Origin of the sequence: Pseudoalteromonas distincta (assembly GCF_000814675.1) — a bacterium.
Taxonomy (GTDB): domain Bacteria; phylum Pseudomonadota; class Gammaproteobacteria; order Enterobacterales; family Alteromonadaceae; genus Pseudoalteromonas; species Pseudoalteromonas distincta.
Genome location: NZ_JWIG01000023.1, coordinates 17,341 through 33,134, shown reverse-complemented (window position 1 = coordinate 33,134; position 15,794 = coordinate 17,341). Strand labels below are relative to the sequence as shown.

The window sequence follows — 15,794 nt, the reverse complement described above, 5'->3', positions numbered from 1 at the left end:
TCAATATGGTGAGTCGATGCGTATTTTTAATTATTGTTTAAATGTTATGTCTGCTGGATTTAGTCGCTTATTTGTGAAAAGCAAAGTGCTGCCAGAAAATCCTATTAAACAGTATGATCTAAACCCTGAGTACCCTACATTTTACATAGTGCGTTTAAATTCACGTTTTGATTTAGCCGCGCTGGCGCATGTTTGTAAAAAGAATGGCCTACCTAGCCCAACAGAAGAGCAAGTGCTAGGGACTCAAAATTTAGACCGTTTTATTGGTATTAAAAATCCTCCACCGTTATTTGGTGATGAAGCAAAACCAACCAATGCTTTAGCCCAAGGCAAGCAAATTATTGAGTACTTAATAAAAAGCGGTCAGCAAAACGTACAAGTGGTGCCTGTTACTATTTTATGGGGGCGCGATCCAGGTAAAGAAAAGCCAGGACTACGTACTTTAATTACACACTCTCTTACTCCAAGCTGGTTTAGAAAGTTTTTTGTGGTGTTATTTTCAGGGCGCGATAACTTTATTCGCTTTAGCCAACCACTCGACTTATCACTTTTAGTCAATGAAAAAGCCGACGTAAGTGAGTTACCTCATAAATTATTACGCGTAGCGCGTGTTCACTTTAAGCGCCAAAAGCTAGCTGCTACAGGCCCTAAAATGCCATCTCGTGAGCAATTGTTTAATTCATTATTAGCGTCACCTACTATAAAAAAAGCAATTCAAGATGAAGCTAACGCTAAAAACATTAGCCAAACAGAAGCTCGTCAAAATGCACTTAAGCTACTTGATGAAATAGCCGCTAATTACTCTGAAGCAATGATACGTGTGGCCGAAAGGTTTTTAACTTGGTTATGGAATAAGCTTTATAATGGTATTGATATTAAACACGCCGAACAAATTCATGAACTAACAGATAAAGGCCATGAAATAATTTATATGCCTTGTCATCGCAGCCATATGGATTACTTACTGCTTACTTACTCTATTTATCATTTAGGTTTAGTACCTCCGCATATAGCTGCAGGTATAAATCTTAACTTTTTCCCTGCCGGAGGCATATTTAGACGCTCTGGTGCGTTTTTTATTCGTCGCTCGTTTGCAGGTAATAAACTTTATTCTGCCATATTCAAAGAGTATTTAAGCCAACTGTTTATTAAAGGTTACTCTGTTAAGTTTTACACGGAGGGCGGTCGAAGCCGAACTGGACGCTTACTGCCGCCTAAAACGGGCATGCTATCTATGACATTACAAGCAATGCTACGCGGAATAGACAGACCAATATCTATTGTACCTGTGTACATTGGCTACGAGCACGTCATGGAAATTAACACCTACCTTAAAGAGCTGGATGGTAAAGATAAAAAAGGCGAATCTATATTTGGTATTTTTAAGGCAATCAAAAACCTTAAGAACTACGGTCGTGGTAATTTAAACTTTGGCGATCCAATCTCTATTAACCAATACTTAAACGATAACCAACCTGATTGGCGTGATTCAATACACCCAACTGACGTGCAAAAGCCACAATGGTTAGCACCACAAGTAACTAAACTTGCCGACCAAGTAATGGTTAAAATTAATAATGCAGCGGCGCTTAATGCGGTTAACTTACTAGCGATGATATTGCTGGTTAATGATAAGCAAGCATTGAGTAAACCAAAGCTATTAGCTCAGCTTGATTTTTATCTGCGCTTACAGCGTGATGCAAGCTACAGTAATAAAGTAACTACACCAGACGAAACACCAGAGCAATTACTAACGCATGCATTAAAGCTTAATAAGTTTGAAGTTATCAGTGATGAGTTTGGCGAAATTATTACGATTAGCGATAAAGAAAAAGTACTGTTTAATTACTACCGAAACAATATTTTGCACTTGTTTGCAGTACCAAGCTTAATTGCACTACATCTATTTAAACAACACAGCACTACGATTGCTCAATGCCAGCAACTTGTAAAAACATTTTATCCGCTATTTGCTAAAGAGTGGTATTTACAGCCTCTTGATGAAAACTATATAACGCGTATTTTAGCTAACTTTGCTGATCAAAATTTAATTGAGTTTGATGGCGATAACATTCATATAACGAACAGTAATGACTGCCTAGCTAAGCTTGAAATGCTTGGACGAGCACTTAGCTTTACTCTACAACGTTACGCTATTGTAATTGGTTTTATTCAAACAAGTGATGGCATTGAAAAAGCAGAACTTGAAAGAGAAAGCCAAGTACTCGCACAACGTTTAGGTACACTGCACGGCATAAAAACACCTGAGTTTTTTGACAAAAAAGTACTTGTTAGTTTTATCGAAAACTTACGTGGCGAGTCATTAATAACAGAGGGTGATAAGGGCTTAGTAGGTAGCACACAACTATGTGAAACCTACGCACACCTTAAAACATTACTGCCAGCACGCGTTTGGCAGTCAATCAGCGATATAGTACAAGATCAGTGTAACTAGCAATGCATTTACAGAAGGGGTTAGCGTTGACGCATAACCCCTTCTTGCATTGTTGAGGCAACCAAGTTGCCTTGGCGATCAAAAAACTGCCCCCGTACCAAACCACACCCATTACTCGCACTTGGACTATCAATTGAATACAAAATCCAATCATCCATTCTAAATGGACGATGAAACCACATTGCATGATCAATAGTAGCTACTTGCATATTTGGCTGCATAAACGATACACCATGAGGTTGTAATGCAGTTGGTAAAAACTCAAAATCAGACGCATACGCTAATAAGTAATTATGGATACGCTGATCGTCCGGCATTTCACCATTAGCTTTAAACCAAATATGCTTTACCGGCTCCATAACTTCTGGTTTAAACGGGTTATGAAAAGTAACCGGTCGCATTTCAATAGGCATTTCACGGGTAAACTTATTACGGATAACCTCTGGGATATGCGAAGCGTTATCTTGGTAAAACTCAAGCGATGAACGTAATTCTTCAGGTGCGGGAACATCAGGCATTGTCGCTTGATGCGACAACCCATTTTCTTCACCCTGAAATGACGCGGTCATATAAAAAATAGGTTTACCGTACTGAATTGCTTTGACTCGGCGCGTACTAAAGCTCTTACCATCACGAATAGTTTCAACGTCATAAACAATGGGTTTAGCCGGATCGCCTGGGCGTAAAAAGTAAGAATGTAATGAATGAACTATTCGCCCTTCAGGTAGGGTTTCTTTGGCAGCAGAAAGCGCCTGCCCCATTACTTGACCACCAAATACAGCACCAAAGCCTAAATCTTGGCTTTGTCCTCGATATAAACCTTGCTCAATTTCTTCAAGTGTTAACAACGACAATAAATCATCTAATACTTGGCTCATTATTTCTTCCTCATTACCCTAGTGTCCAAATGATACTATACAATAGTGGGAAGTAAATATTTGTTAGGAATACTGTTATGGCTTACTGGCTATTTAAAACTGAACCCGATGCGTTTTCATTAGATGACTTAAAAAACGCACCAAAACAAACGACTCTTTGGGAAGGTGTGCGTAATTACCAAGCACGAAATTTTATGCGTGACGACGTCAAAGTCGGTGATTCAGTCATGATTTATCATTCAAGCTGCAAACACGTGGGCGTAGCCGGCATTGCCGAGGTTACCAAAGAAGCCTACCCAGACCCCACTCAATTTGATTTAAGCAGCGACTATTACGATGCAAAAGCCACCAGCGACAAACCACGTTGGGTTGTTGTTGAGGTTACTTATCAAAGCCATTTAAAAAAATTAATTAGCCTTAAAGATATTAAAGCCAATGACAATATTACTGAAATCGCACTTAAAAAGGGCGGACGACTATCAATAATGCCTGTTACTAAAAATGACTGGGATGAAATAATCAAAATGGCGCAGTAACACCCTATCGGTTTGACCTAATTTCATTGAGTTTGATATGATCTATATTGACTTATAGCTGGAGGATTAATGAAATTACTGTATTGGTTAGATGAATGGTTAACTCTCCCGCGCAATGAGCAACAAACTCGATTACCCATGACGGGTAATGATTTACTCGGCGATGTATTTGTTAAGTATAATTTTGTTGACGTTAATAACCCCCTGCTTTTTACCTTTTCACCCGCAGGCACTAACGTGCAAGAGCAAGATCTTCACCCTGATTTTGCACCATGGGGTTATCACTTAGCTCAAAAACAAAACGTAAACGTAATCGCTTTTCAGCATTTAGGTAAAAGTAATTGGTTTCGTAATCGTAATTTAATCTTTTTTCTCGAGCAATTATCAACATTACTTACGCCGTTTAATTGTCGACTTGGCTATGGTTTAAGTCGTGGCGGATTTGCTGTTGGCGCTTTTGCTAAACTATTAAAGCTAAATCAGGTGTTGTTCTTCCATCCGGTAAGTACTAAAAATAAAGAATTAGTACCGTGGGATGACCGCTCTAGTACCGATATAGCTCAGCAGTTTGATTGGCAGCAAGATTATCACGATCTAGATTTAGGAGATGCCCAAGGCTATATTATTTACGATCCTACTAATCATATAGACCGAATGCACGCTAAGCGCTATAAGCAGTTAACTCACTTACGAGTATTTGGTATGGGACATGGCACACATGCCACATATTTGAATAAGTTTGGATTTTATAAGCAAGTAGCCGTCGATTTTATCCAGCATCAGCAAATTGATATTGCGCAGTTTCGTCTGCAAACTAAAACCTTACGCTTTAAAGAGGATTATTACAAAAGCCTTAATAAAGCGAATGTAAACTCAGCTCACCGTCAAACACTATTAAGCAAAGCTCATAATATTTTGATTGATGAAAAAGAAGTTCACGTACAGGAACATCAGGCAAAAATTGATATTCAGCCATTAATAGATGTTGCCCTTAAGCATCAAGACGAGCATCCTAATGATGCCATTCAGTTATTAGAAGTTGCTCAACAACTTGTACCTGACGATCCTTTAATTGAGCATAAAATTAAGCAACTAGAAGAGTAGTTACGCCAGTAAAAGCGGCTGTAAAGGCCAACTACTCTATTTGGCCTTTTTCTTTTTGTGCCCATACTTGGGCACAATGGCAAAGTACATCATTAACCCTAACCAAGAAAATATAATTATTCCCATTAGCCAGCCATTCTTTTCATGACCCTGTGTACGCTTACTGTTGAGTACAATAACGACAGGTAATATATAAGCACTTAAAACAACAATTAAAAATACAACTTCATTCATTATTTTTCTAGGCTCGACCAGTCTACTTCACTACTTAATACTCGATCTACCGATATATAGTGCAGAATATCGCCTTCACTTACTTTGTAATCTAATGGTGGATTTAAATCCATATTTTGCGCACTTAAATTATGAGCAACACCCAACAGTATTGCATCATGCTCAAGCTTAAAATGATGAAACAAAGTACCAAACTCCATATCTTTGCAGCCGCTTGGTATTTTCAAACTAAATTGTGTATCACCATGCAAAGTAGATAGCAGCTCCTCTTGCACACGGCTCGAACCTGGATCTTGCATTGAGCGTACGAGTATCTCAGCTGATTTTGCACTACTACATTCTACATTTTGGCAATGCTCTAACATCATCTCAACTTTAGTTTCATCTAAAAAGTGAGCACTTATATGACAATCATCTTTTACTAAGCGACTAATGCGCAGGGCTGTTGTAAATGTCTGATCGTCATCTTGACCATCAATAATCACCTTATCAGCACTACGAATAGCAACCCGCTCTAGCTCAGCTAAATTAGTAAAGCTCGTTAAACGTGCAAAATCAACGCTTTCGTTAGCTAAAAAAGGATGATCCATTTGCTCTGTTACCGCGAGTAAAATACGACGGTCTGTACGTTTCGTATCTGCCAAAATGTAATCAATCATCTTTTTTGTACGAGTGTCGTGCCAACCAAAAATAATAATATGGTGGTTACTGTGGGCAAAGTTTTTATCACCAGTCATAGCGCGCCTAATTAAGTAAGTAACAGTTTGTCCTGCTTTTCCTAGCAAAACACCAAATAAAGCTAAACCAAATGGAATTTGTATTAATGCAACCACCCAACGACCAAGATCAGTAGTTGGACTAAAGTCACCATACCCCACTGTTGATGTTGTTACTGTGTAATAGTAAAAAAAAGTAGTAAGCGAGGTTAACGCTTTCTCATTCGCTATAAATAGTAAGCTCCATGTTAATAGCATATGAGTCAAAATAGCTAATGCCACTGCTTGCCAACTCAACTGATCTATATGAGCGCGAACAAGTAACGCTAGCCTTTTAAATATCACCGGCATAATACAAAGTCTTCGTTAGTAAATTATCTATAAACAGTACGTTACTGTAAGCGATGCTTTTAAGCAATGTTTAAGCTTTTAACCGCAAATATTAGACTAAATGCTGTTTGCCAATGGTGATTTTTCATGATTAATTAGCGCTTAAAAATAACCAAAACAGTTGTGCTTATGCTTAATAAAATAGCCCGCCCTTTTACTAAAATTGTAGAGCGCTATCTTCCCGACCCTTTTATATTTGTAATTTTACTTACAATAATTACCCTTATTAGTGCGAGCTTATTTACAACCGCAACTAACATTGAAGTATTACAAGCGTGGGGAGGTGGGTTTTGGAACTTATTAAGCTTTGCTATGCAAATGCTACTAGTGTTAATTACAGGCTATATGTTGGCAAGTACGCCACCTATAAGTAAGTTATTAGAAAAACTAGCAACACTCGCAAATACAGCACCTAAAGCAATTATATTGGTAACGCTTATTTCGCTTTTAGCGAGCTGGATAAATTGGGGATTTGGCTTAGTTATTGGTGCCCTTTTTGCCAAAGCAATTGCTAAACATACTCGTGTTGATTATCGATTATTAGTAGCCAGCGCTTACTCAGGTTTTGTTGTATGGCATGGCGGATTAGCGGGTTCGATTCCTTTAACTATCGCAACCGATGGTCACTTCTCAGAGGCCAGCATTGGTATTATTAGTACAGAGCACACTTTATTTGCGGGCTTTAATATAGCCATATTAGTTGGTTTATTCATTATTATGCCGCTCGTTAATCGCTATATGCTGCCAAGCGAGCAAGAAAGCGTATATATCGACCCAGCTCTTTTACAAGAGACAACACCTAAGCCCACTACAATAACCAGACCCGCCCAACATTTGGAACAAAGTAAACTACTCGGTATGGCAATTGGCTTATTAGGTTTGGCATATTTAGGTTATTACTTTTTTATTACTGGCGGAAACTTAAACCTTAATAGCGTTATTGCTGTATTTTTGTTTTTAGCTATTACGCTGCATCAAACACCCCATAATTTACTTAATAGTCTGCAACAAGCAATTCCAAGCGGGGCTGGCATTGTTATTCAATTTCCTTTTTATGCTGGCATTATGGCGGTAATGGTTGATAGTGGATTAGCACAACAGATATCACGTGGCTTTATTGCCGTTGCGGATGCTGATAGCTTGCCATTTTTTAGTTTTTTAAGTGCAGGACTCGTTAATATGTTTGTACCCTCAGGTGGCGGGCAATGGGCAGTACAAGCACCTATTGTAATACCTGCAGCACAAGAGCTAGGTGCTGATATATCGCGCGTTGCAATGGCTGTTGCATGGGGTGATGCGTGGACTAACCTAATTCAACCTTTTTGGGCGTTGCCCGTATTGGCTATAGCAGGCCTAAAAGCAAAAGATATTATGGGGTTTTGTGTTGTGCAGTTGTTTGTAACTGGGGTTTTTATATCGCTGGTATTGAGCTTTTATTAACTGTAAACATAATAAAAAGGCGTGTAATACACACGCCTTGATTGTTTTATGCACTCTCGCTCTGCTGTTGTAGCTCCACCAACCTACCCTCTTTCAGTTGATAGACTTTGCTGGCCATGTTAATGGTTTCTTGGCGATGAGCAATCATAATCCGTGTGATTGGTAAGTGCTGAATTTGCTCACTTATTTTCGCCTCGTTGTCTTTATCTAAATGACTAGTTGCTTCATCCATAAACAACACGCAGGGCGATTGATACAATGCGCGAGCAAGGAGTAAACGCTGTACTTGACCGCCAGATAAGTTTGATCCTATATCACCTACTAATGAGTTATAACCCATAGTCATTTTGGTAATATCATCATGAATAGCCGCATGACGAGCACACGTCTCTATTTTTAAATAATTCGGCTGAGGGTCAAAAAAACTGATGTTATCAGCGATTGAGCCAGCTAACAATGTGTCATCCTGCATTACTGCAGCTATTTGTTTGCGGTAGTTTTTAAGGCCAAGCTGGGTGATATCTTTACCATCCAGCAGCACTTTACCCGAGGTCGGCTGTAATAACCCCAGCATAATTTTCATTAGCGTAGTTTTACCCGTGCCAGATGGCCCTGTAATCGCAATCGAGTCACCGGAATTCAGCGTTAAATTAACATTGTTTAAAATCGGCACTTGCTCTTCACTGTAACTAAAGCAAATATTTTCGAGCGTAAGCTGACCTCTCACTTTACCTTCGTCATCACCTGTATAGGCCATTTCACCGTCACGATTAACTTCTTGTTTCGTGAGTGCTATATCTGCAATACGGTCTAAGTGTAAGCGCATCATTTTGAATTGAATGATTTGTTCAATTAAGTTGGCAAAGCGGCTGGTTAACTGGTTTTTATAAGCAATAAACGCCAGTACCATACCAACAGACAAGCTATTGCTCATAACTAGTAATGCAGCAAAGTAAATCACTAATACATTTTCAAGGCCAAATAACAGCTTGTTAAATGAATCAAAGCTAATGTTTAAACGCCCTAAACGAATTTCACTGTTTATTACCTCTGCATAACGGTTTTGCCAAATACCTTGGCGCTGCGATTCATTTCCAAACAGTTTTATAGTTTGCATACCACGAATGTTTTCTAAAAAGTTGGATTGCTCTTTGGCAGAGTTTTGAATCATTTCTTCAGTGGCTTGATGTAGCGGCCGATACAGCGCCAAACGCACTAAGGTATAAAGCACAATTGCGCCAACAACTACCGCAGTGAGTTTTAGCGAATAAATTAGCATCATAATCAATACGGTAATAGCCATCACGCCATCGACCAGTGTTTCGACAAATCCTGTGGTAATGCGTTCACGTATTTGTGCCAAGGAGCCAAAGCGCGATACAATATCGCCAACATGGCGTGACTCAAAATAATTCATCGGTAGCCGCAATAAGTGCCGGAGTAAATTAACCCCCATTTGCATATTCAAAAGGCTGGAAAGCCGTAAAATTAACCAGCTTCGCACCGCATTAGTCACCACCTAAATAATCGCAATCAGCGCAAACCCCATAGCGAGTACCGTTAATAACGATTCATCAAAACTAATTAGTACTTCATCCACCACCCACTGCATATAATAAGGGGTCATCAAGGCAAATAGCTGCAATACCAGTGACAACGCAATCAGTTTTAGTAACCCTGCTTTTAAGCCCTTCATGGTGCTCCAAAGTTGGGTAAACTTCATCTGCGCTTGTTCTTGTTTGGCTTCAAACTGACTGGTTGGAGTCAGCTCTAAACAAATACCGGTAAAGTGTTTACTAAACTCATTACTATTTAAACTGCGTTTACCAACAGCTGGGTCGTTTATAGCAAACTTAGCTGAAGATCCTTTACCAGAGACTTTGGTCAATACCACAAAATGATTCATATCCCAATGCAAAATACACGGCGTTTGTAGTTTATGGACTTCCTCAAGCGGGCATTGTAACGCACGGCTAGCTAACCCTAAGTTATCACCCAACTCAATCAGCTGTTGTAAGTTCATCCCCTTTAAATTAGCCGAAAAGCGCTTACGCATGGCTGGCATATCCAGCCTATGACCGTGATAACTTGCCACCATAGCAATAGAGGCTAGGCCGCACTCAGCTATTTCGGATTGGAGGATAAGAGGTACTGATTTTAATACAGAAAAGTTCAAGCTATCCATGAAGCAAGTATTCCTTGATGAAACTTATACATGTGCTGTAAGGTTTGAAGTAACAACTATAAAAATTCAAATTCCTATGAGTTATAATAATCCTCAAAAGCTTATACTTTTATTAATCGTTATTTAATTACAGTTCTGTTTGAAGTTATAATTTACAAATAAAAATCAATATATCCAGCCCATTTGTTATGTGTGAGTATCAAGAAAAATAAGATAATAGGCGGCCAAATAAGGATTTTAACTCCAGAAAAAGCCGTTTTATCATTTTGTAAATCGGTTATGCTACGATTTCCATATTTTATATTTACTGGTAATAACGACATAATCAGGGCAATAAAAAGTTCTATGTGATCTGTAACTACTCCTATTGGTAAGAATACGATAAGAGCAAAAAGACTTGCATTATATACTTTCATAGCTGTCCTTTTTAGCATAGCTATAAGAATAGCTATGCTAATTATTTATTATACGTTTGAAGCAGCGCCACCCATGAAAGAGATTCTTGGTAGAAGGAACCTTGCTGCAGCTGAACCAATCGGCCCACCAACCGCACCAGATAACCCTCCAGCAGCGGTAGCAGCACCTAAACCACCCCAACTAAAATTGCCCGAAGTCGCTGCACTTCCTAAATAACCAGCAGCACCAATTACAGCTCCCAAACCAGCACCTGCAGGTCCAAAACCACCATTCGCTTCTTGAATTTCTTTTACGTTTAATTCACGCATTTTGTTATACTCCATAAATCCGATGCTTTTTAGTTAAGCTATCGGGTTGTTAATATGCCCAGCCTTTATAATTAGGTGGGCGGTTAATAGGCTGGCTTTAGCTGCTCGCTAAAGTTAACTAAAGCTGGCCGTCTTTTTCGGTTGTTTGCATTTAGCAAACCACCAAAACTTTCAAATTTTTCTTTATTTCATAAAACGCTACACTTAACTTACGCGCCCTTTTAGGCTGTACAGTGGCTCGAGTAACCACTCGATTAATGTGCGCTGCTCCAACATAATATCTGCCTCAAACAACATGCCACTTTTCAGCTCAAACGCCTTACCATAGGCCTGCATTTGTTGTTGGCTGAGTGTCGCTCGCAAACGGTACACTGGCTCTTGCAGGGTGATAGGCAGGCGTATTTCATTTGGAGTAATGAGCGCCTTGTCGATACGGCTAATTTTACTGTTAATAAAACCAAAGCGTTGGTAAGGGAAAGCATCAAAACGCAGGCGCGTATCGTTACCTAGCTGTATAAAGCCTGCTGAACGTGTTGGTAGCAGTAACTCTGCTACTAGCTCTGATCCTTCGGGAATAATATGCAACAGTGGTTTGGCTTGGGTAAGTGTTTCGCCTTCAACCACTTGAATGCCAGTAACAACACCGCTGTTACTGGCTGTTATGGTATATTGATAGTTACTTTTAATTTGTGTGAGTTGGTTTTGAATATCCGCTTGTTGGCGTTTAAGACTATTTATACGCAAAGTATACTGCTGGGGCACGTTAGCAATATTAAAACTAAGTTGACTTAATTGATTTTCTTGCTGCATAAGCAAGCGCGCTAGGTTTTGTTTTTCTTGCTTAACATCTAACAAAGCTTGCTGTTGTTGCTCACGTTCAATATTTGATAAAAAGCCATTTTTATTAAGTTTATTAAGGTTGCTTTGTTGGCGGTTAAGTAGCCCTAATTTTTCATCAGCCAGAGCAAGTTGACTTTGTAATGCAACTTGCTCATTAGTTAGCGCATGCTTTTGCGCTTGCAAGTTAAGTGACTCTTGCTTTTGTAGGGTGTGGTTTTGTGCTATCTCGTCATTAAGCAATTGTATTTGCATACTTAGCTGCTCAACAAGCTGGGTACTTAAGGCAATACCTTGGCTATTATTTTGCTGCACAATAATAGTCGCCAACGGCTGACCTTTATTAACGGCATCACCCTCTTGTACAAATAGCTGCTCAATCATACCACCTTGATTAGCAAAGCTTTGGATAACCCCTTTATTAGGCATTAAAAAACCGCGCACGGTTTCTTTACGAGAGTATTCAGCGGTGAATAAGAATGTAATGACTGCGACGGCCACACAAGCCAAAATAGACACAGTTAATTTTATGGATAACGGTTGCGCGAGGGTAATCGCCCCTGTTAAACGCTCACTTTGCTGAGCGACAGCTTCCTTTCTAAACAACATCCCTGAACAATCCCTGAACAACCCCTGAACAATCCCTGAACAACTTTATATCCGTACGTTACATCTTCAGTTACAAAAAAACAACAATAAAAATACAAAAACCTTTAAAAACAACAACAACCGAGCAAAAAAAACAGCAGGTTGAGCATTTTTCAAACTTACCATGCTGTTTTTTTATTGTTAGCTAGATAAAATCGTCATCGGCAAACTCAGTATTGGATTGTCAGAATCTGCAAAATGCATCATCACTGCCACATGGCCTGCAACTACCAGTGCATACATAGCCGCTGAAAAACCTTGTCCGTATTTATCTAGTGGTATTAAATGGGAGTAATGTCGGCCTCGCCATTCAAATACAATTTCCAGCGCACCTACAAACAAAAAGAATACCAGTAACATTAAGCCAAATGTGTAGCTCAGCCATAAACCAAACAGTACACCGAGTAAACATACACTTAAGCCAATCCATGAACGCATTGAAAAGCTAATACTTTTTAATACATGCCCGCCATCAAGCGGTAAGATAGGTAACAAGTTAAATAAATTTAATAACGCACTAAGAACCGCTACACCTGCAAATATGTCCATCTCGGTGGCGTAATACAAAACGACACCCAGCACTGAGGTAATTAAACCAAATGCAGGCCCCATTAATGATATAACGACATCTTGCCAACGAGTCGTTATTTTATCGTCACTTACAGCAAGCCCACCAACAAACGGGATTAAGTAAATACCTTTGGTTTTTATGCCAAAGTATTTCATTGCTCGCACATGGCCGTATTCGTGTACCACTAAGCAACCAATTAGCATTAGTGCAAATTCAATACTAAATAACCACGCATAGCCTGCAACAGAAGCCCCTGCAAGCACTACTTTAATTACCTTAGCGCTTTTAAAAAGCTTAAAACCTAATGCAGCTAGCCCTAAAAAGCCTTTTTTAGGTGAGCCATTTGTAGGTGCTGGTAGCGCTAGTTGTGTTGCAAATTGATCATCTACAAAAAGCGAAATGCTTTGCTCTTCGACTGCCCCTGTATCGATGCCTATTTTTTTGTTGTCGTAAGTAAACTGATAGTAGTTTTCACGAGGGTTATCAAAGGTAATGGCTTGTTGCGCATGAAATACCTGCACAATTTTTTGCCCAGACACCATAAGCGAAAATGGTTGCTCGGCTAAAGTAAGATCTATTCTTATCATAATTAAGACCGTTTAAAACAATGGCGCTAGTATACCTAATCAGCTTAAAAACACGAGGGAAGGTGCTAGGTAACTATTTTCAAAATAAAAGCATTTGATACTGACAAAATAAAAAAACACTACTACTTTTATAGTAACTCCAAGCGATACATTGAAAGGGATAACAGTGAAGAAGATAGTGCCTAATATTTTAGTTGTTGACGATTCAAAAGCAATTTTGATCGTTATGGAAGCTATACTTAACGAATTGGGTATATCCAACACTATAACTACGTGCCTAAATGCAAAAGAAGCGCTTGAAAAAGTTAAAGAGGATATCAACTACTTTGATGCTATTTTTACTGATCTCAATATGCCCGAAATGGACGGCATGGAATTAATCCGCCACTTAGGAGAGCTACATTATCAAGGCGGTATAATAATTGTTTCTGAAATGGACCATAAAGTTATTAGCTTAGCTGCCAATCTCGCGAAACAACATAACGCTCACCTCATTGGTAATATTCCAAAGCCAGTTCAACTGTCTCAGGTTAGTAGGTTACTTATTAAAGTGGCGCAATTAAACAGCCACACTTTATTAAAAGAGCCAGCCATTTCAAAAGATGAGCTTATTGATGCATTAAAAAACGATGAAATAACGCCTTTTTACCAACCAAAAATAAACGCGGATAACAATAAAATTGAAAGCGTTGAAGTGTTAGCGCGTATTTTATCAAGTAAAGATGGCAATATTATTTTACCTTGCCGTTTTATAAATACTGCCGAACAACACAACTTAATTAATCAAATTACATTTTCTCTTTTTGAAAAGGCCACCAGCGAATTCAAAAATATGACAGCACAACTAGGTCATGATTTTAAAATGGCCTTTAACTTATCGCCAACCCAGCTCGATGACCTAAACTGCCCAAATAAATTACTGCTCATTTTAGAATTAAACCAACTCACGCCTAGTAATATAATTATAGAAATAACAGAACAACATGCACTCTCAAGCCTCATGCAATTAGAAACACTAAATAGATTAAGAATGCATGGCTTTGGTATATCGCTAGACGACTTTGGTGTTGGCTTTACTAATATGAACCAGCTTCGAAACCTTCCTTTTACTGAAATTAAAATAGACCGTTCACTCATTAGCCATATAGAAACAGATTTATTTTCTCAAGTGGTTGTAAGTTCGTTATTTAATATTACGAATAAAGATCATTTAGATTTAGTGGCAGAAGGCGTTGAACGCCCAGAAGAGCTCGATTATTTAAGGCACTATAGAAGAAACCTAGCCATACAAGGTTTTTTATTTAGTCGCCCTAAACCACAAGACGAATTTATATCTTGGGCTAAAGATTGGCTAAAAACTGATGGCAGCCCCGCTTAAAGCGGTACTAATATTTACTCGGGGCCTGTTAGCTAATTATCACCCCGAGTGTGTTTATCTTCTTCACTAACTATATGCGCACTGCTTGCTAAGCGTTTGTGCCAACGCTGCCTTGCTACTGCGCGCATATTAGTAGATTGGTCTCGCTCATCTACAATCTCTAGCCCCATTAAAGCTTCAATCATATCCTCTAACGTTACAATACCCTGCACGTCACCGTACTCATCAACAACTAAGCATATATGAGTGCGCTTTGTTAAAAGTGTTTGCAGTAACGACGATACGTTCTGAGAGGTTGGCACCGTATAAATAGGCTTAATCAATTTGCTAATTTTGTAATCGGTGCCTAAGCGGTGAAATGCCAGCATAATATCGTTTTTATGCACAAACCCAACGATATCATCGGCATCTTTATCAAATACCAACACTCTAGAAAACGATGACGATCCATGTTCATTTAAATACTGATTAACTGTTAAATCTTTATGGATTTTGAAAATAACAGTTCGCGGCGTCATTAAATCACATAATTTTGCATGCTTAAAATGCAACAAATTACGGATAATATCAGATTCATCTTGATGTAATGCTCCCGACTCCGTGCCTATATCTGCCATTGCCTCTATCTCTTGACGAATATAGTAAGCCTCATCGTGCTTTGGACCCATTAAATTTGTTAGCTTTTGAGCAAACCATACAAAAGGCTTTAGCGATATAACTAAAAACCGCAAAGCGTAGGTAACACTTGGGGTTAAAGCTCGCCAGTAATTAGCCCCCAAGGTTTTAGGTATAATTTCAGAAAGAATTAATACAAGAAATGTCATAATGGCTGATGCAATACCTACAGCCGCATCGGAAAAAACGACAGCCGCTTGTGCACCAACTCCCGCTGCACCTGCTGTATGGGCAACTGTATTTAAAGTTAAAATAGCAGCTAAAGGCTGATCTATATTGTTTTTAAGCTTTTCGAGCTGTTTAGCAAGCTCAGGGTGTTTTTTTCTAAGTGATGCAACATAGCTGGGCGAAATACTTAATAACACAGCCTCCATCACAGAACATAAAAACGAAATAACAATCGCCACTACCATATAAACTATCAGTAAAGTCACT

13 protein-coding genes and 1 pseudogene are annotated in these 15,794 nt (G+C 39.0%); 5 read left to right on the top strand and 9 right to left on the bottom strand.

The window, feature by feature from the left end; all coding sequences use genetic code 11:
- Positions 1-16: 16 nt before the first annotated feature.
- A complete protein-coding gene (gene plsB, locus QT16_RS14820) occupies positions 17-2,455 on the top strand; it encodes a glycerol-3-phosphate 1-O-acyltransferase PlsB (protein WP_039489010.1) in 2,439 nt (812 codons plus the stop codon).
- Between the two features lie 20 nt (positions 2,456-2,475).
- Here the strand turns inward: plsB and tesB are convergent, their stop codons facing one another.
- A complete protein-coding gene (gene tesB / locus QT16_RS14815; RefSeq protein ID WP_002957902.1) occupies positions 2,476-3,333 on the bottom strand; it encodes an acyl-CoA thioesterase II in 858 nt (285 codons plus the stop codon).
- A gap of 77 nt (positions 3,334-3,410) precedes the next feature.
- On the opposite strand from tesB, the gene QT16_RS14810 reads away from it, so the two are divergent.
- Both QT16_RS14810 and QT16_RS14805 read left to right on the top strand, forming a co-directional pair.
- Positions 3,411-3,869, top strand: a complete 459-nt coding sequence (locus QT16_RS14810) for an EVE domain-containing protein (protein ID WP_024597276.1) — start codon at positions 3,411-3,413, stop codon at positions 3,867-3,869.
- Positions 3,870-3,938: 69 nt separating this feature from the next.
- Positions 3,939-4,973, top strand: coding sequence for a hypothetical protein (locus QT16_RS14805; protein WP_039489008.1), 1,035 nt, complete (start codon positions 3,939-3,941; stop codon positions 4,971-4,973).
- A 36-nt stretch (positions 4,974-5,009) separates the two neighbouring features.
- Here the strand turns inward: QT16_RS14805 and QT16_RS14800 are convergent, their stop codons facing one another.
- Together QT16_RS14800 and QT16_RS14795 are read right to left on the bottom strand one after the other, a co-directional pair.
- Positions 5,010-5,207: a PLDc N-terminal domain-containing protein gene (locus QT16_RS14800; protein WP_002957905.1), complete on the bottom strand. Its 198-nt coding sequence runs from the start codon at positions 5,205-5,207 to the stop codon at positions 5,010-5,012.
- Complete coding sequence (locus QT16_RS14795; protein ID WP_024597278.1) at positions 5,207-6,274, bottom strand: potassium channel family protein; 1,068 nt, start codon at positions 6,272-6,274, stop codon at positions 5,207-5,209. Before QT16_RS14795 ends, QT16_RS14800 begins: the two co-directional genes overlap by 1 nt.
- A 168-nt stretch (positions 6,275-6,442) precedes the next feature.
- On the opposite strand from QT16_RS14795, the gene QT16_RS14790 reads away from it, so the two are divergent.
- On the top strand, positions 6,443-7,753 hold the full coding sequence (locus tag QT16_RS14790) for a short-chain fatty acid transporter (protein WP_039488995.1): 1,311 nt from the start codon (positions 6,443-6,445) through the stop codon (positions 7,751-7,753).
- 46 nt (positions 7,754-7,799) lie between these two features.
- Here QT16_RS14790 and QT16_RS14785 read toward each other — a convergent pair.
- From QT16_RS14785 to QT16_RS14765, 5 genes and pseudogenes are all read right to left on the bottom strand, one after another.
- A pseudogene (locus QT16_RS14785) lies at positions 7,800-9,938 on the bottom strand (peptidase domain-containing ABC transporter).
- Between the two features lie 152 nt (positions 9,939-10,090).
- The gene (locus QT16_RS14780; protein WP_039488988.1) at positions 10,091-10,354 is read right to left on the bottom strand and encodes a hypothetical protein; all 264 of its coding nucleotides are present in this window, start codon (positions 10,352-10,354) and stop codon (positions 10,091-10,093) included.
- A 48-nt stretch (positions 10,355-10,402) separates the two neighbouring features.
- Positions 10,403-10,663 (bottom strand): hypothetical protein, encoded by a 261-nt coding sequence (locus QT16_RS14775; protein WP_149603306.1) that lies wholly within the window; start codon positions 10,661-10,663, stop codon positions 10,403-10,405.
- A gap of 204 nt (positions 10,664-10,867) precedes the next feature.
- Complete coding sequence (locus QT16_RS14770) at positions 10,868-12,109, bottom strand: beta-barrel domain-containing protein (protein WP_039488987.1); 1,242 nt, start codon at positions 12,107-12,109, stop codon at positions 10,868-10,870.
- Positions 12,110-12,289: 180 nt separating this feature from the next.
- Positions 12,290-13,306 (bottom strand): metalloprotease, encoded by a 1,017-nt coding sequence (locus QT16_RS14765; RefSeq protein ID WP_039488986.1) that lies wholly within the window; start codon positions 13,304-13,306, stop codon positions 12,290-12,292.
- A gap of 166 nt (positions 13,307-13,472) precedes the next feature.
- Between QT16_RS14765 and QT16_RS14760 the strand changes: the two genes are divergently transcribed.
- Positions 13,473-14,684, top strand: coding sequence for an EAL domain-containing response regulator (locus tag QT16_RS14760; protein WP_002957909.1), 1,212 nt, complete (start codon positions 13,473-13,475; stop codon positions 14,682-14,684).
- A gap of 32 nt (positions 14,685-14,716) precedes the next feature.
- On the opposite strand, the gene QT16_RS14755 is transcribed toward QT16_RS14760, so the two are convergent.
- Entirely contained in the window at positions 14,717-15,793 is a 1,077-nt protein-coding gene (locus QT16_RS14755; RefSeq protein WP_002957910.1) for a hemolysin family protein, read from the bottom strand.
- Between the last annotated feature and the right edge of the window lies 1 nt (position 15,794).